At 41.1% G+C, this 21,481-nt stretch carries 17 protein-coding genes; 4 read left to right on the top strand and 13 right to left on the bottom strand.

Annotation, left to right across the window (positions count from 1 at the left end):
* Positions 1-35 precede the first annotated feature (35 nt).
* Both LPTSP_RS12980 and LPTSP_RS12975 read left to right on the top strand, forming a co-directional pair.
* Positions 36-1,949, top strand: coding sequence for a PAS domain S-box protein (locus LPTSP_RS12980; RefSeq protein ID WP_108929138.1), 1,914 nt, complete (start codon positions 36-38; stop codon positions 1,947-1,949).
* A complete protein-coding gene (locus tag LPTSP_RS12975; RefSeq protein WP_108929137.1) occupies positions 1,933-2,343 on the top strand; it encodes a response regulator in 411 nt (136 codons plus the stop codon). Before LPTSP_RS12980 ends, LPTSP_RS12975 begins: the two co-directional genes overlap by 17 nt.
* Here LPTSP_RS12975 and LPTSP_RS12970 read toward each other — a convergent pair whose 3' ends face one another.
* The 7 genes from LPTSP_RS12970 to LPTSP_RS12940 form a co-directional block, all read right to left on the bottom strand.
* Positions 2,344-3,810, bottom strand: coding sequence for an NADP-dependent isocitrate dehydrogenase (locus tag LPTSP_RS12970; protein ID WP_108929136.1), 1,467 nt, complete (start codon positions 3,808-3,810; stop codon positions 2,344-2,346).
* Positions 3,811-3,867: 57 nt separating this feature from the next.
* Positions 3,868-5,064, bottom strand: a complete 1,197-nt coding sequence (locus LPTSP_RS12965; RefSeq protein ID WP_108929135.1) for a molybdopterin molybdotransferase MoeA — start codon at positions 5,062-5,064, stop codon at positions 3,868-3,870.
* Positions 5,061-5,975 carry a bifunctional molybdenum cofactor biosynthesis protein MoaC/MoaB gene (moaCB, locus tag LPTSP_RS12960; RefSeq protein ID WP_108929134.1) on the bottom strand — a complete coding sequence of 305 codons (915 nt, stop codon included), beginning with the start codon at positions 5,973-5,975 and terminating at the stop codon, positions 5,061-5,063. Before moaCB ends, LPTSP_RS12965 begins: the two co-directional genes overlap by 4 nt.
* A 63-nt stretch (positions 5,976-6,038) precedes the next feature.
* Positions 6,039-6,830, bottom strand: coding sequence for a uroporphyrinogen-III C-methyltransferase (gene cobA, locus LPTSP_RS12955; protein ID WP_108929133.1), 792 nt, complete (start codon positions 6,828-6,830; stop codon positions 6,039-6,041).
* 4 nt (positions 6,831-6,834) lie between these two features.
* Complete coding sequence (gene nirD / locus LPTSP_RS12950) at positions 6,835-7,200, bottom strand: nitrite reductase small subunit NirD (RefSeq protein WP_108929132.1); 366 nt, start codon at positions 7,198-7,200, stop codon at positions 6,835-6,837.
* Positions 7,201-7,209: 9 nt separating this feature from the next.
* The gene (gene nirB / locus LPTSP_RS12945; protein WP_108929131.1) at positions 7,210-9,723 is read right to left on the bottom strand and encodes a nitrite reductase large subunit NirB; all 2,514 of its coding nucleotides are present in this window, start codon (positions 9,721-9,723) and stop codon (positions 7,210-7,212) included.
* 33 nt (positions 9,724-9,756) lie between these two features.
* A complete protein-coding gene (locus LPTSP_RS12940) occupies positions 9,757-10,971 on the bottom strand; it encodes an MFS transporter (protein WP_108929130.1) in 1,215 nt (404 codons plus the stop codon).
* Positions 10,972-11,309: 338 nt separating this feature from the next.
* Between LPTSP_RS12940 and LPTSP_RS12935 the strand changes: the two genes are divergently transcribed.
* On the top strand, positions 11,310-14,822 hold the full coding sequence (locus LPTSP_RS12935) for a nitrate reductase (protein ID WP_108929129.1): 3,513 nt from the start codon (positions 11,310-11,312) through the stop codon (positions 14,820-14,822).
* A 30-nt stretch (positions 14,823-14,852) separates the two neighbouring features.
* On the opposite strand, the gene LPTSP_RS19115 is transcribed toward LPTSP_RS12935, so the two are convergent.
* The 6 genes from LPTSP_RS19115 to LPTSP_RS12910 form a co-directional block, all read right to left on the bottom strand.
* The gene (locus LPTSP_RS19115) at positions 14,853-15,029 is read right to left on the bottom strand and encodes a hypothetical protein (protein ID WP_167396437.1); all 177 of its coding nucleotides are present in this window, start codon (positions 15,027-15,029) and stop codon (positions 14,853-14,855) included.
* Between the two features lie 244 nt (positions 15,030-15,273).
* Positions 15,274-15,687, bottom strand: a complete 414-nt coding sequence (locus LPTSP_RS12930) for a nucleoside-diphosphate kinase (protein ID WP_108929128.1) — start codon at positions 15,685-15,687, stop codon at positions 15,274-15,276.
* 13 nt (positions 15,688-15,700) lie between these two features.
* On the bottom strand, positions 15,701-16,186 hold the full coding sequence (gene coaD, locus LPTSP_RS12925; RefSeq protein ID WP_008594744.1) for a pantetheine-phosphate adenylyltransferase: 486 nt from the start codon (positions 16,184-16,186) through the stop codon (positions 15,701-15,703).
* Positions 16,183-17,394 carry an argininosuccinate synthase gene (locus LPTSP_RS12920; RefSeq protein ID WP_020769181.1) on the bottom strand — a complete coding sequence of 404 codons (1,212 nt, stop codon included), beginning with the start codon at positions 17,392-17,394 and terminating at the stop codon, positions 16,183-16,185. Before LPTSP_RS12920 ends, coaD begins: the two co-directional genes overlap by 4 nt.
* Positions 17,395-17,481: 87 nt before the next feature.
* The gene (locus LPTSP_RS12915) at positions 17,482-19,062 is read right to left on the bottom strand and encodes a DUF2779 domain-containing protein (protein ID WP_108929127.1); all 1,581 of its coding nucleotides are present in this window, start codon (positions 19,060-19,062) and stop codon (positions 17,482-17,484) included.
* 48 nt (positions 19,063-19,110) lie between these two features.
* Positions 19,111-20,268 carry an ACP S-malonyltransferase gene (locus LPTSP_RS12910; RefSeq protein ID WP_108929126.1) on the bottom strand — a complete coding sequence of 386 codons (1,158 nt, stop codon included), beginning with the start codon at positions 20,266-20,268 and terminating at the stop codon, positions 19,111-19,113.
* Between the two features lie 277 nt (positions 20,269-20,545).
* Here LPTSP_RS12910 and LPTSP_RS12905 point away from each other — a divergent pair, with 277 nt between their 5' ends.
* On the top strand, positions 20,546-21,478 hold the full coding sequence (locus tag LPTSP_RS12905) for an ABC transporter ATP-binding protein (protein ID WP_108929125.1): 933 nt from the start codon (positions 20,546-20,548) through the stop codon (positions 21,476-21,478).
* Positions 21,479-21,481 lie beyond the last annotated feature (3 nt).

Genomic DNA, 21,481 nt, shown 5'->3' with positions numbered 1-21,481 from the left:
TATGTATTAGTTAGTAGAGCAAGTTCTTGCATTTTATGGAAGAAGGATCGGGGCAGGAAGAAATAGAATTGGATCAAAACCAAGATTTATACCGGATCTTAATCGAAACCAGTCGGGAACTGATTTGCCTACACGACCCGGAAGGGATCTATCTTTACGTAAATCCTATCATTGAAACTCTTACCGGTTTTAAACCGGAAGAATTATTAGGTCGTAATCCATATGATTTTATCCATCCCGATGACAGAGAACGTATTCTTAAAGATTCTCATAATCCTGCGAAAGAAGGAAGACCTACAGTCGCCACCCAATATCGTTTTTTAAAGAAGAATGGGGACTATGTTTGGTTCCAGACCTTAACCCAACCGATTAGTAATAAAGAAGGCAAGGTTACTCACTTAAATACAACTTCCAGAGATGTTACCGATCAAGTGCAACTAACGGAGAGTTTACAGCAGGAAAAAAAATTCTCTTCCATCATGGCTGAACTAGCAAAGGTGGGGGCTTGGGAATCCAATCTTGAAACTGGGACTTTGTATTGGTCTTCTGAAATTTATAAGATCTTGGAAAGAGATCCTTCTCTCGGAATAGATAGGGATACGGTTTATCAAAAATATTCTTATCCGGAAGATCTGGAAAAATTGAAAGAGAATAATTTACGGGTCTATCAAAAAGGTGAAATGTATTCTGTGGAACATAGAATGGTCACAGAAACTGGAAGAGTGATTTGGGTTCGCACCCAAGGTAAACCTGCCTATTCCGATGGAAGGATCGTCGGAGTATACGGTGCGATGCAGGATATCACTCTTTCTAAATTGGTGGAAGAAGAGATCCGAGTAAGTGAGAAAAAATTCTCCGAAGCGTTTCATAGTTCCGGCAACGGGATCATTCTGCTGGATAAGAACGGACTCTTTTTGGAACTCAATCAGTCCTTCGCTAAGATGTTAGGATATGAACCTGACGAACTTCTTTTCAAATCTTTCCAAGACGTCACTTATCCAGAAGATCTAAACGTTGGTGCAGAAGCATTTCGTAAAATAATCGTTGGGGAAAGGGATAGCGCTCAATTTGCAAAGAGATATATCCACAAAAAAGGACATATAGTCTGGGTATTTATCACAGGGGTTGCAGTTAGAAAAGATTCCGGCGAGCTGATGTTCATCGTTTCTCAGATCCAGGATATCTCCCGCAAAAGGATCTTAGAAAATATTCTAAGAGAAAAAAACGCGAGACTCAGATCTGTTGGAAATCACTTAAAGGAAAGGATCTCCCAGTTAGAGGAATTCAACCAGATTGTTTCGCATAATATGAGATCTCCGATCGGAAATATCTCCACACTCGTAAAGTTCTTGGAAGAGGCGGAAACGGAAGAAGAGAGGCTCGAATACATGGACTATCTCAAGACGACCTCTGACCAATTACTTACTACATTAAACGAAATTGTAGAAGTTATTAAAATAAGACAAAGTCCAAAGGTTGTCTCCGAAGAAATCTCGTTCGAGTCGATATTTTCAAGAGTGAAAGCCATGTTTTTAGGTCAAATATTGGAATATGAGGCTGAAATTATCGCGGACTTTTCGAAATCTCCTTCTATTGTTTACCCTCAAGTCTATTTGGAGAGTATATTCTTAAATCTACTTTCCAATTCTTTGAAATATAGAAGTGAATCCCCTCATCCGGTGATCCGATTTAAGACATATTGGTCTCACGGAAATCATATTTTGGAAGTGCAGGATAACGGTTTAGGAATTGACTTAAATAAACATGGGGATCAGATTTTTAAATTACACAAAAGATTTCACCGGAATACCGAGGGAAGAGGTTTAGGCCTGTTTATGACCAAAAACCAGATTGAGTCCTTGGGTGGAGAGATCCATGTGGAAAGTAGTCCCGGACAGGGCACGAAATTTACAATTCATCTTTCTAAAGCAAATGAATTTAATATTTAAAAAACAGAAACTTTTACTCGTAGATGACGATGCGATCTTCGTCGAAATCGCAAAAAGAACCATTGAAAAAACAGGTGCAGTCGAAAGTTTAAAAGTCTTTCAGGATGGAGAAGGTGCGATCAGCTTTCTGAAAGAACATCAAAGCGAGCCAGATATCATTCCAGATTTTATCTTTTTAGATATCAATATGCCTTTTATGGACGGCTGGCAGTTTTTGGACGAATATGCAAACTTCGTGAACTCTCTCAGCAAAAAACCCGAAATCTATATGGTTAGCTCCTCCGTAGACGATTCAGACCTCAAAAGAGCTAAAGAAATCCCATTAGTAAAAGATTATATAATCAAGCCTGTATCTTTGGATTCATTTAAAAAAATCCTAACAAACCAGCCTTAATTATTCCCCGCCACCTAAGGAGAATGCTCTTTTCCCTTCGAACTTATACAAGTTATCCGTTTGGATACTATCTAATCCAGCTTCTGAAATTCTAAGTAATAGTTTTGCGATTTGTTCAGGTTGGATCTTTATAAAACCGTCTCCTGAATCCGCATCCGGAGTTTCAGGATTTACGAATCTACATCTCCAATGGTCCGTTAAGAAAGTTTCGGGAGCGCCGTTCGGATAAACTTTTACTCCTCTATTCGTGATCATTCTAAGTTTCAGATCTCCGGAGACTGTACTTAGTTTTTTAGCCAGCTCTTCAGCAGTTCCTGGTATCCAGTCTAAAAATACATCCACACCGACTAGTTCTTTTTGCAGAGGTTTTCTTTTGTATTCAGGAATGTGGATCGCTTTTGCTTTTCCGAAAGAGATAGGTTTGAATTTTTCGGGAAGATGCCCTAGGTTTCCGATCACCGCCTCTCCGAATTCTTTTGTTCCTACTTTGATACGACTTACGCCTGCCTTGTAAATATCTCCGGTGTGAATACCTTCTTCGATCGTAAGTAGCCACGCGTTTTGGATTTTGGCTGCGATATCAGGTTGCCCTAAATGGACAAGCATCATGACTGCCGCGTTGATGAGTCCGCTTGGGTTTGCTATATTTTTACCTGCGATGTCCGGAGCTGAACCGTGGATCGCTTCGAACATAGAGACAACTTCTCCTATGTTTGCCGATCCTGCCATACCAACCGAGCCTGCGACCTGAGCCACTATATCTGAAATAATATCTCCGTATAAGTTCAATGTGACTACTACATCGTAGGCCTGAGGTCTTTCCGCCAAGTGAGCAGCACCTATATCAATGATCTCGCTTACAGCTTCTAGATCCGGATATTCTTTTGCAATTTCTTTGAATACCTCATGAAACAATCCGTCCGATTGTTTCATGATATTATCTTTTACCATCGCGGTTACTTTCTTTCTACCATAAGCTTTTGCGTATTCGAACGCATAACGGATGATCTTTTCGGAACCTGGTCTTGAAATTAATTTTAGACATTGGACAGTGTCCGAAGTCTGTTTGTGTTCTATTCCTGTGTAAAGATCCTCTTCATTCTCTCTTACGATAACCACATCTAACTTAGGATGTTTTGTGTCTACGTAAGGATAAAGAGAAATGCAAGGTCTAACGTTGGCGAATAGCCCCAGAGTAGTTCGAACTGTTACATTCAAACTTTTGTAACCGCCTCCTTGAGGAGTTGTGATCGGAGCTTTAAAAAATACTTTTGTATCGCGGAGAATGTCCCAGGACGCAGGTTCTATTCCCGCACTATGGCCTTTTTTATAAACTTGTTCTCCGATATCTATAAAGACCGGTTCAATGCTCGCACCTGCCGCTTCTAAGATCCTAAGAGTGGCGTCCATGATTTCCGGACCGATCCCATCTCCCTTAGCAACAGCGATTTTTTTCTTCGAGCTCATACCGACCTCCGGTTTCTAGTCTTATTTCAATCGACAAGGCGGATGGGTCAATCTGGATTAAGTCCAGGGATGGAATTCCAACAAATCTCCTTCTTTCAGATTTTCCGTTTCAGAAAATTGAACTCCGAGTCCATCCGAAAAAATTCCGGCTCGAATATCTCCGCTTCCGTTAAACTTCTTTTCCCTTAAAAAGGTTTGGCCTTCGGTCTCATAAGAAACTGGGAAATACTCAGTCAGTTTGCTTTTCTTTTTTCTTTCTCCAGCAAAGGGTAAGTAGATCGGCTTCTCTGGAGAAAGTCCTAAAAACTTTCGCAAGTAAGTCTCCACAAAGATCCGAAAACAAACTTGAACGCTGAACGGATTCCCCGGTAGACCGAAGACAGCCTGGTCCTTCTTTTTACCGAACCAAACAGGTTTTCCAGGTTTGATCCGTACCTTATGAAATACTTCTTCTACTCCGGAGGACTGCAGGATTCTAGGAACCAAGTCTAAGTTTCCCATAGAAACCCCGCCGGATAAAATGAGAAGATCCGAATCTAAACCTTCCTGCACTGCTTTTTCCAGAAGAATAGGATCGTCTCCGGCTCTAGTAACGGACAAAGGAACTATACCATATTTTTGTAATAAAGATCGGATAGAATAAGAATTAGAATCTCTGATCTGCCAAGGTTTCGGGATATCACCTGGACCCACGATCTCATTTCCAGTGGAGATCACTCTTATTCGAGGAAGTTTAGAAGTCTGGACGGAATATTTTCCCAAAGAAGATAGTAGAGAAAGGACGGAAGCGCTGATTAAAGTTCCTTCTTTTAATATTTCCTGATCTTGTTTCAGGTCTTCTCCTTGGATTGCTATATTGGAGAAGGAGCCGAATTTTTCCGTCTTAAAGCGAACCTGTTTCTTTCCATTAAAAATTCCTAAATCTTCGGAATCTTCTATCTTGATAACAAGATCGAAACCTTCCGGGACAGGGGCACCAGTCATGATGCGAATGGCTTCCTCTCCACTTTCTAATTGGAAAGATTCTCCTGCATGCAATTCTCTTGTATAAGAATAGATCCGATCTTCTGAAAAACCTTCGGACTTCAATGCAAACCCATCCATAGTCGCTCTATGAAAAGGCGGATAATCTCTATCTGCGTAGATTTTTTCTCTCAGTGCTCTACCAAGAGAATTTTCCAAGTTTGTATTTTCGAAAGAAGAAATACTCGCAGAAGATCCTATGAGTGTTAGCGCCTCTTGGACGGAGATCAATGTCCTTCTCCTCTCATCATTTTTTTCGCGTGGAATACTGCCGGAAGAATAGCTTGTAAACTTTCAGTGGCGCCATTTGTACTTCCTGGAACGGATACCACTAAGGTTTTGCCTATCCTACCTGCGATGGATCTGGATAACATTGCAAGTGGAGTTCTGTCTTGGCCGAAGGATCTCATTGCTTCTGCAATACCTGGAATTTCTTGCTCTAAGATCTCTTTGACTGCTTCCGGAGTATTGTCTCGCGGTCCGAGTCCCGTTCCGCCTGTGGTGACGATCAGGTCCAAACCTAGTTTAGACCATTCTAATATAGTATTTCGGATCTGCTCTGGTTCGTCCGGAAGAATTTCTGATTTAACAGTTTCTACATCATATTCTTTTAATAGATTTAAGATAGCCTTTCCGGAACCATCTTCTCTTTTTCCTTGGAAAGTGGAATCGGAACAAACTAAGATCCCGGCTTTGGAACCTGCTGCAAATTTTGTGATCTGAGAGTCCGTTTTTCCGCCCTTCTTCTCTAAAAGACGAATAGAGGAAATTTCCAACTCTTTATCTATCGGTTTTAGTAAATCATAAATCACTAATGAAGCGACACTTACACCTGTTAAAGCCTCCATCTCTATGCCGGTTTTTCCGATGGATTTGGCGGTGGCCAAGATCCGGACTGCATTTTTGTCGGAAAGAACTTCGAATTCTATTTGGAAAGAATCAATAGAGACAGGGTGGCAATGAGGGATCAGCTCTGAAGTTTTTTTGGCGCCAAGAAGTGCTGCTGCCTTTGCCACTCCAAAAAGATCTCCTTTTGGAAGAGTGTTTTCTTTGATCCTAATTATTGTTTCCGATTTGCAGAATACAAAACCTTCCGCTTGGGCAGTTCTAAGCGTTGTTTTCTTTCCGGTAATATCGTTCATGCTTCCTCTTAGCGGGAATCCGCAGGAATCAATATAATTCTGCTCAGGAAAACTGCGAGTAGTTTACCTGTGGTTTGGTGCAAAAACGTTTGAGGAGATCCTACCTTCTTCTTTCAACCTCTGCAACTCAGTATAAAAACTCACGATTTCACCGAAGATCAAAAGTGCCGGTGTTTTGATCTGGAGTTCTTCCGCTTTCTCCAAGCATGTATCCAGATTTGCTAAAACTAACCTTTGGTTAGGAAGAGTAGCGTTTTCTATAAATGCCATAGGAGTCGAACGTGAGTTTCCGGACTCCAACAAATTCTCCCGAATACTTTCTAAACTATTCAGCCCCATATAAACCAAGACTGTTTTGCCGTCTAAGTTCAAATTTTCGAAACTTTCCGGATTTTTGCCGGTTTTCTTATGGCCGGATAAGAAAAGTATCTCTCTCGCATATTCTCTATGGGTGAGTGGAATTCCCAAACTAGAAGCTGCTCCGGAAGCTGTGGTGACTCCAGCTAAAATTTCACATTCAATTCCTAAGGAAGCAAGATATTCAATTTCTTCTCCCGCTCTACCGTAAATGGAAGGGTCTCCTCCCTTCAAACGAACTATATTAGAATATTGTTTAGCATATTCTCCTAATTTTCTATTGATCTCGGTTTGGAGACAACTATGTTGACCGATCCTCTTGCCGACGTATTCCAAGACCGCAGATTTTTTACAGTATTTCAAAACTCCTGCAGAGACTAGATCATCGTATAGAATAACATCTGCCTTTCTTAACAGTTTTACGGCGCGAACTGTTAGAAGGTCCGGATTTCCCGGACCTGCACCTACCAGATATACTTTTCCGGCGGAAGAATTCATGGTCTTAACCTTGAGTTCCCGGGCTTTCGATCCCGATATAAACGGTTCCGTCCTCGATATGAACAGGGTATGTCTTTATGGAGTATTCTTCTCCGCTGATACAAGCTCCTGTTCTGAGAGAGAAAGATTTTTTGTGCATAGGACATGCAACTTTAGGTTCTCCTTGAGAATCGCCTATCATTCCTCTGGCTAAAACCATATCTCCCGTATGAGGGCATTTGTTCTCGCAGGCAAACCATTCGTTGCGAGAACTAAAATGAAAGATGGCGATCTGTTCTCCATAAACTTTGGCGCAGACTCCTCCATCTTCTGGAAATTCACTTACTGCACTGACGGGTATCCAAACAGGTTCTTTTGCGGTTGTGTTCATTTTTATCTCCTAGTTCGAAACCAATTCTTTTTTAGGCCAATCTACAGGACGTTTTTGCCCTCTTTCTTCTATGAAACAAACAGTAGGATCGGGATCTTCGCTGTTTACGAAATGTTTATATTTCTTTTGTTTTTCAGGATCTTCCACTACGTCCTTCCATTCGCAAATATAGGTCCCAACAAGATTGTCCATCTCTTCTTCCAAGGCTTTGTTGATGCCAAGTCTATCGTTGATGATTACATCTTTTAGATACTCTATCCCGCCTTCTAATTGCTCCAACCAAGCAGAAGTTCTTACAAGTTTATCCGCGGTTCTGATATAGAACATCATGAATCTGTCTATGTATTTAACGCAGGTCTCTTCGTCCAAGTCTGCTGCAAGAAGGATCGCATGTTTAGGATTCACTCCTCCGTTCCCGCCTACATAAAGGTTCCAACCTTTTTCAGTGGCGATGATCCCGAAGTCTTTGCCTCTAGCCTCCGCACATTCTCTGATACAACCTGAGACTGCGGATTTTAATTTATGAGGAGCTCTGATCCCTCTATATCTTTCTTCAATTCGGATCGCGAATGCAGTACTGTCTTGCACTCCGTATCTACACCAAGTAGAACCTACACAACTTTTTACGGTTCGCATAGCTTTTCCGTAAGCATGTCCGCTTTCGAAACCTTCTTCAACTAGATCTTTCCAGATATCAGGAAGTTGTTCCATTCTTGCACCTAGTAGATCTATCCTTTGGCCGCCAGTGATCTTGCAATAGAGATCGTACTTCTTGGCGATCTGACCGATCACGATCAATTTATCAGGAGTGATCTCTCCACCTGGAATACGAGGAATAACCGAGTAGGTTCCGCCTCTTTGGATATTGGCCAGATACTTATCGTTGGTATCTTGGATCTCTCTGTGCTTTTGGATCGGTTCGTTGTAAATACTTGCGATGATAGAAGCTACAGCAGGTTTACAAACTTCGCAACCGTTCCCCATTCCATGAGTGCGGATCATCTCTTCGAAGCTTCGTATCCCTTTTACTTTTGCGATCTGGAATAATTCTTGTCTGGAATATTTAAAATGTTCGCATACATGTTCAGTAACCACTTTACCTTGTGCACGAAGCTCTTCCTTCAAGATGGAATTCATCTGAGGGATACAACCACCGCAACCAGTTCCGGCCTTGGTGCATTCTTTTAAACCTTTCAGATCGGAACAAGAGCCAGAACGGATCGCGCCTAAAAGATCTCCTTTGGAAACGTTATTACAAGAACAGATCTTTGCTTCGTCAGGAAGTGAACCGAATGCAGAACCTTCTTTTGAAGGAGTTCCTACAATTAAGGATTCTGGCTCTGCGGGAAGTTCCACGTTATTTAAGTATAGGGTAAGAAGAGTAGAATATGCATCCGCATCTCCTACCAGGATCCCTCCTTTTAACTTTTTACCATCAGGAGAAATTACTAATTTCTTATAAACCCCTGTACGAGGATTCGTATAAGCGATGGGAAGATGTTCCGTTTGCCCCAACGCGTCTCCGAAAGAAGCAACATCTACTCCGATCAGTTTTAGTTTTGTAGAAAGATCGGAACCTGCGTATGATTTCGTTTTTTGTCCGGGGCTACAAAGATTATAAGCGAGCGTTTCCGCCATTTCATAACCTGGAGCGACAAGTCCGTAGATCATTCCTTTATGGAGCGCAACTTCTCCTATTGCGTATACTCCGTAAACGTTAGTCCTTAACTCATCGTCTACTAGGACCCCGCCTCTTTGTCCAACTTCTATTCCGGAATTTTTTGCCAGTTCATCTCTGGGCCGGATACCTGCGGAGATAATCAACATCTCTACTTCTAAAACGGAACCGTCTACAAATTCCAGTCCTTGGAAACTAGAATCGCCTAACGCTTGCTTGGTTTCTTTGTTTAAATGAATACGAACGCCTAAAGATTCTATCTTGGATTTTAAAACGGAAGAAGCCGCCTCATCTAATTGTCTAGGCATCAAACGAGAAGCGAATTCCACTACATGGCTTTCTTTTCCCATGTCTAAAACCGCTTTAGCTGCTTCTAAACCTAATAAACCTCCACCAAGTACTGCGACCTTGGAAACTTGCTTAGCATAGGTCATGATCTTTTCTAGATCTTCAATCGTGCGGTAGACAAAGACTCCTTGCTTATCAACACCTTCGAAATTCGGAACAAATGCAGAAGAACCGGTAGCAAGAACTAATTCGTCGAAAGGTAATTCAGTTCCGGCAGAAGTGATTACTTTTCTGGAAACTGTGTCGATAGAGATCGCAGGTTCTGAGAGTAATAAGCGGATCCCATTGGCTCTATACCAATCGGAAGGAGAAAGATAAAGTGAATCTGCGGATCTATTCGTAAAATAATCGGAAAGATGAACACGATCGTAAGCTCTTCTGGGTTCTTCTCCCAAAATAGTTACTTCAAATTTTTCTGCTCCACCATACTCTGCGATTTTTTCGGCGAATCTATGACCCACCATCCCATTTCCAAGAATTACTAACTTCCGTTTCATTTTATATATCTCCTTTCCCTTTTAGGAGCCGGCTTAAGCCGACTCCAACTCTAAGGATTCGTTTTTTCTATTTTTTTCCCAAACGAAAGTATTCATCATGAACAGAAGAACGGCGGATAACGCAACTACGACGGACAATACTATGAATCCAACGGAGAAGGTCCCGGAAATCGCTTTCAAACTTCCTAATAAGTTTGGTACGAAAAATCCTCCTAAACCTCCGAATGCTCCGATAAATCCTGTGATGATCCCGATCTCTTTGCTGAATCTAAGAGGGACAAGTTGGAATACTGAACCGTTTCCTAAACCTAAGAAGATCATCAAAGTGATGAAGATAGGAAGTATCATCCCTACGGAAGGTAACCAAGAGACCGCGACCAGACAAGAAGCGACTCCAGCGAATACAGCAAGTAAAACTGTAACTCCTCCGAATTTATCGGAAAGATATCCACCAATAGGACGGACCAAACTTGCACCTAAGATACAATAAGAAGTGTATAATCCAGTGGTGACTTTATCCACACCGTATTGATCATGGAAGAAGATAGGAAGAAAGCTTGCTATACCTACGAAGCCTCCAAACGTTACGCTATATAGCAAACAGAAGAATAAAGCGTCTCTGGATTTGATAGGTACTAAATATTGTTTTAAAGGTTTTTTAGAGATTGTTCCCGGACAATCTTTTGCGAAAAATAAAAAGAATACGAAAGCAAAAGCTAAAGGAATAAGAGCAAGACCGAAAACAGCATGCCATCCGAAGTTTCTCGCAAGATCAGGAGCAAAGAATGTAGCTATCACTGATCCACTGTTTCCAGCGCCTGCAATCCCCATCACCAAGCCTTGGTATTCTTTAGGATACCATCTGCTCGCTAAAGGAAGAGCTACTGCAAAGCTTGCTCCCGCAGTTCCTAATAATAATCCTACAAGGATCACTTCAGGAAGAGTGTGCGCGAATTTCCAACCAAGCAATAGGGTGAGCATTGTGACACCCATTCCGGAAAGACCGACGATCTTAGATCCATAACGATCAGAAAGTAGCCCTAACGGGATTCTTAATAACGTTCCTCCCAATAGAGGAACAGAAACAAGCATACCCTTTTGGGCAGGGCCAAGTTTGAATTCTTCTGAAATAAAAACGCCTAAAGCAGCAAGCAGCATCCATACCATGAAGCTGAAGTCAAAGTATAGAAAGGAGCTCACGAGCGATGGAAAGTGTCCAATAGACATGAATTCACGAAATTTTTTCATTTAAAGCTCTCCGTTAACGAGCAAAAATGCTCACAAACAGCTTATAGCAAAAGTCGTGCCAAGTATTTGAGATTGTTTTTGAAAAATCTTATATTAAGATAGAATCATATAAAAAATTAGATTCAGCCCTTCTTTTTCGAACACTTGCTAAAATTCTTTTACTAATGAAGTTAAGAAGAAAGAACAAAATCGCTAGAAATTACGCATATATTGTACATGATGCTTAGTTTGAGTGCGTACGATTTGAAATCGTTCATTTTCTATTCGGAGATACTGCAAGTTTAGGCTAATCATTCATAAAATTTTATAATTGGCATAAAAATTGCTATAATTGAGTTGTGAATACAGAAAATGGATTTCGAAGTACCTGTTCTTATTGTGGGGTCGGATGCGGCGTATTGATCCAAAAAGAGAGCGAGACCAGTTTTACGGTCAAAGGAGATCCGGATCATCCTGCAAATAAAGGAATGCTTTGTTCCAAAGGGCTAAATTTGCATCATACCGTTTTGGATAAGAGCGACAGGCTTTTACATCCAATGGCAAGAAATCCTAAAACGGGAGAATTGCAAAATACTGATTGGGATTCAGCTTTAGGAGAGATAGCTTCTCGTTTTAAGAATCTAATCAAAGAGCACGGTCCCGATTCAGTGGGCTTCTATGTTTCCGGGCAATTATTGACGGAAGAATATTACGTGGTGAACAAACTCACCAAAGGTTTTTTAAATACAAATAATATAGATACGAACTCCAGACTTTGTATGAGTTCTGCAGTTGTAGGTTATAAGATGTCGTTGGGAGAGGATAGTGTTCCTATCTCGTATGACGATATAGAAATTGCCGATTGTTTTTTGATTGCCGGCGCCAATCCAGCTTGGTGTCATCCGATTCTTTTCAGAAGGATAGAAGCTAGAAAAAATTCAGACCCGAACGTTAAGATCATAGTTGTTGATCCTAGAAAGACTGAAAGTTGTGAGAATGCGGACTTACACCTTCAGATCATACCCGGAACTGATATATTATTATTCAATGCAATTGCAAGAAGTCTGATAGAGACTGATTCCTTAGATCCTAATTTTATTAAATCTCATACAGAAGGTTTCGAAGAGCTGAAAGAAAAAGTATTTTCAATCAGTATGGAAGAATATGCGGGCTCTTGTGGAGTTTCTGAAGAGTCCATCCAAGAAGCGGCAAGTCTGATCTCGAATTCAAATGGGTTTTTAACTCTTTGGGCAATGGGATTGAACCAAAGTGTGGTAGGAGTAAATAAAAATTTAGCATTAATAAATTTGAATCTGATAACAGGCAAGATCGGTAAACCTGGATCAGGCCCATTCTCCTTAACAGGCCAGCCAAATGCAATGGGGGGAAGAGAAGTTGGAGGTCTATGTAATCTTTTACCTGCTCACAGAAATTTAGCGGATGAAAATCATAGAAAGGAAGTCGCGGACTTTTGGGGAGTGGAATCTATTCGGGACAAGCCAGGTTATTCCGCCACAGAGATGTTCGAAAATCTTAAAAATGGAAAGATGAAAGCGATCTGGATTGTTTGTACAAATCCAACCGTAAGTCTTCCTGACGCAAGAACTGTAGAAGCAGGACTAAGAAACGCTGAACTAGTTGTTGTCCAAGATATTTCAAATAACCATGAATCCATTCCTTTTGCTCATTATGTTCTTCCTGCTGCCGGTTGGACTGAAAAGCAAGGTACCATGACCAACTCTGATAGGCGAATAACGTATCTGCCTAAAATTTTCAATCCGCCTGGAGATGCAAAGGCGGATACTTGGATACTGACAGAGTTTGCGGAGAAGATGGGATTTGGTCCTTCTTTTGATTATAAAAATGAAGAAGAAGTTTTTCTGGAACATTGTCAACTTACTAAGGGTACAAATCTGGATATTGCAGGTTTGGATTATTCTATCTTACAAGAAAGAAGATCAGTGCAGTGGCCTTTTCCTTCCAAGGACCATACTGGAACTTCACGTTTATTTTCCGACGGAAAGTTTTATCGGCCAGGTGGAAGAGCAAAAATACATTCCGTCGAGCCGGAAGATAATTCCGAAAAAACAAGCGAGAACTTTCCTTTAATTCTTACTACCGGCAGGATCAGGGATCAATGGCATACGATGACTCGTACAGGAAAGGTGAGAAAGCTTAAAGAACATAAGAAAGAACCTTATCTAGAGATCCATCCGATTGATGCAAAAGAAAGAGAGATCATAGAATCTCAGATCGTAGAAGTCAAAAACGAAAGGGGAAGTGTTCGAGTCAGGGCCACGATCACTGAAAGTATCAGACAAGGTACCGTATTCTTACCTATGCATTGGGGAAGAAAGAACGGAAACGATGAGGCAAGAGCGAATAATCTCACAAGTTCTAAGTTCGATCCATTCTCCAAGCAGCCTGGTTTTAAAATTTCTGCTGTGGAAGTGATTCCGTATAAAAAACCTAAGGAAAAAATTCTGATCATAGGAGGAGGAAACGGAACTCTTGCATTCCTTAGAAAGTTCAGAGCGATCTCTCCTGAGGATGAGATCACGGTTTTATGCAAAGAAGAACATCCATTTTATAACCGTATTCTATTGCCTGATCTGATCAGCGGAGATAAACAATTCTCTCAATTGTCCGGAGTCAGCGAAGAAGAGATCAAATCATGGAATGTAGAAGTAAAATCCTCCATTTCTGTGTCGGAGATCCTTCCGGAAGGGAAGAAGGTCAGAGATTCCCAAGGTAATTTATATTCTTATAATAAACTGATTATTGCCACGGGAAGCAGGCCTTCTATCCCTAAATATATCCCGGAGAAGATGTTAGGTATTTTCAGCCTTCGTTCCAAAAACGATGCGGATCGGATCAAAGGGTTTTTTGTTCCGAACACTCATGCCTTGATAGTAGGCGGGGGATTATTAGGTTTGGAGCTTGCGGCTGCATTAAGATCCTTGCATGTAAATGTTACTGTTCTCGTACGAACGGATCGATTGATGTCTAAACAGTTGGACGAGATCTCTGGAGAAATTTTAAGAAGAGAAGTAGAAGCGCGAGGGATTCAAATCTTATTCGATACTGAGATTTCTAAAGTGTATGGAACGGAAAGATTAGAGAGTGTAAAGTTCAGAGACGGTTCCAGCATTCGCCCGGATGGGATTGTGTTCGCAGTAGGTACGGTTCCAAATTTAGAATTAGCAAAAGAAGCAGGACTGAATTGTAAGTCTGGAATTTTAGTGAACGACTTCTTACAATCCAGCGATCCGGATATTTACGCGATAGGAGAAGTCGCTGAACATTCCACTGGAATGTACGGAACCATAGCTGCCACAGAGGAGCAGGCTGACTTTGCAGCTTGGCATATGTATGGATATAAGATCGGTTCATATTCAGGATCAATGCATTCTAATCTTCTAAAGATACCTGGTTTGGAATTAGTATCATTGAGATTGCCTGAGGTTCCGATGGACGAGGCGGGTCCTGAATATGAGGAGATCGTATTCTTTGATAAAAGAAAGGGCCGTTATAAAAAATGTATTATCAAAGGAGATCGTTTGGTTGGAGCGATCTTGGTCGGAGACAAATCTGAGTTCTCGGAATTCAAGGCAATGATCTCTTCCGGTATTGAGTTGGGAGATAAGAGAGATAGACTCTTGACCGGATCTTCTCCGCTTAAACCTCCGATAGGTGCTTTGGTCTGTTCTTGTAATGGTGTAGGAAAAGGTAATATAGAAGAAGAGATCCGTAATGGGGTCTATGATCTTAAGACAATTTCTGAAAAGACGGGAGCGGGAACAGGTTGTGGAAGTTGTAGACCTGAGATAATGAAAATTCTAAGAGAGTCCGGAGCGGTTGCTCCGGTTTGAGAACTTTTAAAAGACAGACGAAGGATTAGATTACTCTATATCCAGATCTATATCGGGTTTTTCCGCGATAAAATCGTCCTGGGAGTAGATCACTTCCAAAACGTCGTCCATCCAATCCGGGGCGCCGTCGAACAGAGTGTCCTTTGTTCTGTATTTTTCTATGATACGGCTGTGTTTGATGATCTGCTCTTTGGTAGCTGCGTTCATATTATTAGCTTCGGTCGAAACGGTGGTTTTATTTCGCCTACGTAGAAAAAATAGAGAAAGATATTTCCAAAAAGTACAAGAAAAATTCGTTATAATCCGGATTTTTTTCTCCGACAAGAACGTCGGTCAAAAGAGCTTCTTTATATAAAACAATTGTTAGGTTGTTCTATATTAGAAGATAATAATAAAAAACCCGGTGGTCTTTTTAGGGACACCGGGTCTATAAAAGGAAAGATTTGTTCTATTAGAACAGTTCGTTTCCTTTGAAGAAGAAGCTGATCTCTAATGCAGCGTTATCATCGGAGTCGGAACCATGTACAGCATTCGCTTCTTTGCTTTCTGCAAACAGAGCTCTGATGGTACCTGCAGCAGCTTCTTTAGGATCGGTTGCTCCGATCACGTCTCTCCAATGTTGAACTGCATTGTCTCTTTCAAGAGCAGCCGCAACGATCGGACCAGAAGACATATAGCTGCAAAGGTCGTTATAGAAAGGACGAGCCGAATGCACTTTATAAAATTGTTTTGCGTCTTCCAGGGAAAGTTTAAGGTATCTTAGTCCTAAAATTTTGAATCCTTCTTTTTCGATCCTTTGTAGGATATCGCCGACATGTTTGTTTTTTACTCCGTCGGGTTTGATCATGATAAATGTTCTAGCCATTTTTATTCCTTAGTTACTTGTGGTATAATTTTTTAAGTAATGCTTTGCTAACGTGATCCGGGACTTGAGCGGACACATCCCTTCCGTGTCTTGCCACTTCTTTTACGATTGTAGAAGAAACGAAAGAATAGTCGTTGGAGGACATTAGGAAGATCGTCTCCACTTCGGGAGCTAGTTTCTTGTTCATTAGAGAAATTGCATATTCATAATCAAAGTCGGTGACTGCTCTCAGTCCTCTGATAATACTTTTAGCGCCTCTCTTCTTACAATAGTCCACTGTCAGTCCTTCGAAAGTGTCTATTTCCAGATTGTCCCAACCTTTGGTCGCTTCCCTGATGAATTCTATTCTTTCTTCGATGGAAAAAAGAAGGCTTTTATTGGAGTTTACCGCGACACCTACGATCACTTTATCAAATAGACCGACCGACCTATGGAGAATGTCCAAATGTCCTCTAGTTAACGGATCGAAGGAGCCAGGATAAACAGCAATTCTTGTCATTTTTTACGCAGCCTTGCAGCTTCTTTTGCAGGTAGTCCGTATAGGTTGATAAAACCTTCGGCGTCTTTTTGGTTGTATAATTCTTCTTTTTCGAAAGTTGCCATCTCTGGATTGTAAAGTGAAACCGAGGATTTTCTTCCTACAATGATGCAGTTTCCTTTATATAGTTTTACTTTTACAGTTCCGGTTACGAATCTTTGTGTCTCGGAGATGAATGCTCTGACTGCAGCCATTCTGGAAGAGAACCAATGTCCATTATAGATCAGTTCTGCAAATTCTGCGGATAATTTATCCTTATGATGTTGTGTGTCTCTGTCTATGGTGATGGATTCCAAGTCTCTATGTGCGTGGAATAGAATGGTCCCGCCTGGAGTTTCGTATACTCCTCTTGATTTAATTCCTACGAGTCTGTTCTCTACTATATCCACTCTTCCGATTCCGTGTTTTCCACCGATGGTATTTAGAGTGTCCACTACTTGGTAAGGATCCATTTTTTTACCGTTTACCGCGACACAATTTCCTTCTACGAAATCGAGTTCGACGTACTCTGGAGAATCCGGCGCCTTCTCCGGAGAAACGGTAAGAAGGAACATATCTTCATTCGGTTCTCTATAAGGATCTTCTAATATTCCACCTTCGTAAGAGATATGCATCAGGTTCCTGTCCATAGAATAAGGTTTGGAAGCAGTGACTGGCACCGGGATACCTTTTGATTTTGCATATTCGATTAGGTCGGCTCTTCCTCCGAAGGACCAAGTCCTCCAAGGAGCTATAATTTCTTTTTCGGGAGCTAAGGACTTGAATGCTAACTCGAAACGAACTTGGTCGTTCCCTTTTCCTGTGGCGCCGTGAGCGAATGCATCCGCTCCTTCTTTTTTACCGACTTCTACCATTGCTTTTGCGATCAGTGGACGTGCTAAGGAAGTTCCGAGCAAGTATCTCATCTCATAGATCGCGTTCCCTTGGATGGCTGGATAGATAAAGTCCCTTGCGAATTCTAATCGAAGATCTTCTATATAAACTTTGGAGGCTCCGGTCTTGATCCCTTTTTCTTCTAGGCCTGTGAGCTCTTCTTTTTGGCCTACGTCTGCAGTAAATGCTACCACTTCACAACCGTAGGTTTCCTTTAACCAGGTAAGAATTACGGACGTGTCCAATCCGCCGGAATATGCCAATACGATTTTCTTTATGTTCTTTTGAGCCGCCATTCTTAGGATAGGGAAATCGCTGGACCCCTCCCGACAAGTCCGATTTTGGTTGGAATTCCTACGGAAGGATTGATCCGGAAGGAATTGTTATAATTTTCCGGGCCAGTCTAACTTCTCCGCTAAAGCCCTAAGGATCAGAATTAAAGCGTAGGTATCCATCCTGCAATAAGCGATCAGGTCGGACTCCACTCTTTCCTTTTCCTGGTCCGAAACGTTCTCCGTTTTGATCCTTAAAAATTCGGAGTTAGCGATATGACCGGCGTTGATCGTAAGTTCTTTGTAATTTGCACCGGTAAGAACCGGAAGGACAACCTTTAAAGAAGTTGTTCCTTCTTGAGCTGGATGATAATAATCGTAATCCCAAAACGGTTTTGCTAGATCTGAAAAATCAGATTCTATGGATTGGAACCACTCCTTATATTTTGGATATGCTTGTATGGATTCTTTTAGACAGCGTTTTTCAAAACTATCGTTGAACGCGAGGATTGTTCCTCCCGGCTTGATATGAGAAGAAAGTGATTCCAAGATCCCAAGCCTTGGGTCCGTATCGTGATCATCTAAATATATATATTCTTCCGGTTTTTCGTTCAGGTCTTTTCGGATAATATGCAAAGAATATAAAAAAGGCACATGTTGGAAAGGATGTGTGTCTTTGTATACCGGAACCGGAGGATTGATCGTTTCGAAATCCAAACAATATAAAGGAAACTTTAAGTGATTTAGATAAGACAAAAGTGAATCTTTATCCAAATATTCTTTTCCTGTTTTTACGGCTTCTATTTGTATTTTTTGGCGATGGGTGAATTCGGAATCAGGCTCTACTTCCGATAAATTCCGAATGCCTTGGTTCCAAAGAGTAAGAGTGAGTTCTTTTCCTTCTCTTAGAGTAAATAGATCCCCTGGAGGAGAATCAGAATAACAAGATTCTGGATGGATACAATTTCTTGGATGATCGCAATGTTTTGAGAATGTGATGGAAGGAATTTTATCTTTTTCTAATACTTCTAAGAGTTTGTAGGCTTTTTCTTTGGTTTGTTCCAGATTCGCTAAAGTTTCCTTGCTACAATCCTTTTTTTGAAATAGTCGATTCGGATCTATTTCCGTTCCAGTATATGAGTATTCGGAACTTATAGTCCAGACTTGGGTAGAACTTATTTTATATCCTGCTTCTTCCAAAACCATTCTGATAAATGAAAGTTCTGAAATATGTGTTCTTTTGGCGGACGAAGATGCCTTGATAATAATGACCTGCCAAGATTCTTCTTGTGGGATGAGAAAGTCTGCCCTTGTGTCGAAAAATTTTGTTCTGACACAGGCGCCTTTGACAGGTTGTTTTGAATCTAAATAAGATCTGGTCTTAGCATCCCTGTATCCTGCATGTTTTGCATCAGGAAAAAGATTGCCTGCGATATCTTTTAATAAGGACTTTTGTTTGGGAGAAATGAACTGGTTCGAAATATCAAATTCAGAATGAGGTTCTTTTAGAAATTTCCAAAATTGTAATTCACAATATTGGCCAGTTTGGAAAGCGGATCTTCCCAACAGAGGAAGTTCTTTTTCTCGATAAGGAGCCAGAACATCGAATAAAAGTTTTCGTCTGAGCGATTCCGGAAAGAGAAAAGACAACCGCCTAATCGAGGTTCTTAGTAATTTAGGAACCGAATCCATGGCGGAGTCTTTTCTTTTCCGACGGGAGAATTCCCGACGTCGGTAAGTTTAAGCCAAAAGTACCTTAATGTCTTTCGGGCTGGATGCGCTATAAATTTTGTTCTCAGAAGTTCCCAAGTTTGCTTGGGTAAGTTTTTGAGAAACGACACTTGGTCCAAAATCGATACCGACTAACTTAGGGGTTTTGATGAAGGTTGAGATCGCTTTGTCCCAATGAAGAGCCTTGATCAGAACTTCTCTGAATAGAGGTAAGCTGATGTCCGCTTCGTTCTGGTAGTTTCTTCCGTCAAAGATAGAATAAACAGGGATCTTTAACTCGGAACCTTTGTAGCTGAATCCGATCCTTTCCATATCTTTTGGAACGGTCTTTTCAGTCTCGTCCATGATTGGGCAATGGAAAGGTGCAGTAGTTCTCAAGTAGACGAATTTTACTTTTTTCTCATCCATCTCCGCTTTGAATTTTTTGCGGAAAGCAAGAAGAGCTTCTGGAGTTCCGGAAACGATATTGGAATCAGGAGTATTGAATAGAGAAACATAAATTGCTTTCGTTCCGCTGAGTCCAAGTTCTGCATTTGTCTTTTGAACTCTTTCGGAAAGTTCAGCAGCGCTGTAACCGATGACTGCAACCATTGGAGCAGGTTGTTTGTCTCCGATCTCTTCGTTTCCTTTCAGAACTTCTTCCGAAGGATTATAGATCCCGAAAAGTTCCTGGGCACGGTATCCAAGATACAAAACGAATTTTAAGAATTTAGAGTATTCTTTATAGAAGTCAGCACCTTCTTTTCCTAAAGAAATTAGAACTGCAGGAATGATCCCTTGGCTATGTCCGGTTGCTCCACTTGCATTCGCGATCAATTCGGAAGTGGCAAAACCTTTGTTAACTAAAGAGACGTAATTTGCTGTTTGTGTGAGGAAGATACCGACGATAGAAACGGTAGCGCTGCAGAGATAGTTTTCGTCCGGAGCTGATTCTGGGTTTTTGATCCAGGATTCGAAATCATATCCATGAGAGATGATATCTTTGTTTAAACCTGGGACTTCTTCCGCGAGTGTTTTGAAAGCAGTATCAAACAATTCTTTTAAAGAAGGATCTGTTTCGTAAAGTTTAGAAAGTTCCTTCAACCAAGGAGAACCCTGGCCTCCGAATTGCAAAAATAGTTTATTGCCTTGAGACTTTGCTTCGTTCAAAAAGTTTGCTACTGCCATACAATGCCTTGTTATAAGTCGTTAGAAGATGCTTTTCTTTTCAGCCTTGGGTTCGCAATTCTTTTTTAACGAGCTTTTTCGCGCTAAATGGCGTTCGTAAAGAACGACCGTTCCATTAAACATCTGATTATTCTTTTGAAACCTCTCGAAATCTTATGGTTCCGTCCTTCTCCGGGAAAATGATTGACCTAGTCGGGTCCGCATGAGGTTATTCTTTCCGAAACCCTTCTAATTAGAAATATCTTCCAATCTCCGGTAGGACCGGACAGAAAACAATATGATAAAAGTAAGGAACCTTTCCAAATTTTACGGAGAGAAATTAGCCATTGATCGTCTGAATTTCGAACTCAAAGAGGGAGAAATTGTAGGCTTGCTTGGCCTTAACGGTGCTGGAAAAACAACCACGATCCGGATACTCACGGGTTACCTGATGGCAACCGACGGATTATGCGAGTTGAACGGACTCAATACATTCGAACATCCTTTGGATGTAAAGAGGAAGATCGGATATCTTCCGGAAACTCCTCCTCTTTATCCGGAATTGACTGTAATAGAGTATCTCACTTTTGCCGCTCGGATCAAACAGATCTCGGAAGAAGATCTTTCTTCCGAACTGAATAGAGTTTTAGGTCTTACGGATCTAAACCAAGTGAAGGAAAAAGTCATCGAAACTCTCTCTCTTGGATTCAGAAAAAGAGTAGGAATCGCTCAGGCTATTTTAGGGAATCCTGAAATTATTATTATGGATGAGCCTATCTCCGGCTTGGACCCAAAACAAATAGTAGAAATTCGTAATTTAATTCATGGTCTGAAGGAAAAACATACCATTCTTCTTTCCAGTCATATCCTTCCGGAAGTTTACAAAACTTGTAATCGATTCCTGTTCTTGCATAAAGGAAGATTGGTGTATCAGTGTGATCGCCAGGAATTGGAAAGAGAAATGGAAAATCTTTCCGGTCTCGAAGTGACCTTATCCGGAAAATCCAGATCGGAAACCGAATCCTATTTGAATGGGATCGCAAGTAAGTCAGGTGCGACCTTAAAATTCGTAGGAGAAGATTCGGTGGGTTCAACTTTTCTGATCAATACTTCCTCCGAAAGGAAGTTTAAAGAAGAATTATATTCTGGAATTTCTTCCTCTGGCATCCTGCCTGAATTCATTCGTAAGCAGGATGTGACCTTAGAACAAATCTTTATGAACAAGGTTTAATTC

This window comes from Leptospira johnsonii (genome assembly GCF_003112675.1).
GTDB classification, from domain to species: Bacteria; Spirochaetota; Leptospiria; order Leptospirales; family Leptospiraceae; genus Leptospira_B; species Leptospira_B johnsonii.
This window is presented reverse-complemented; position numbering and strand designations above follow the sequence as displayed.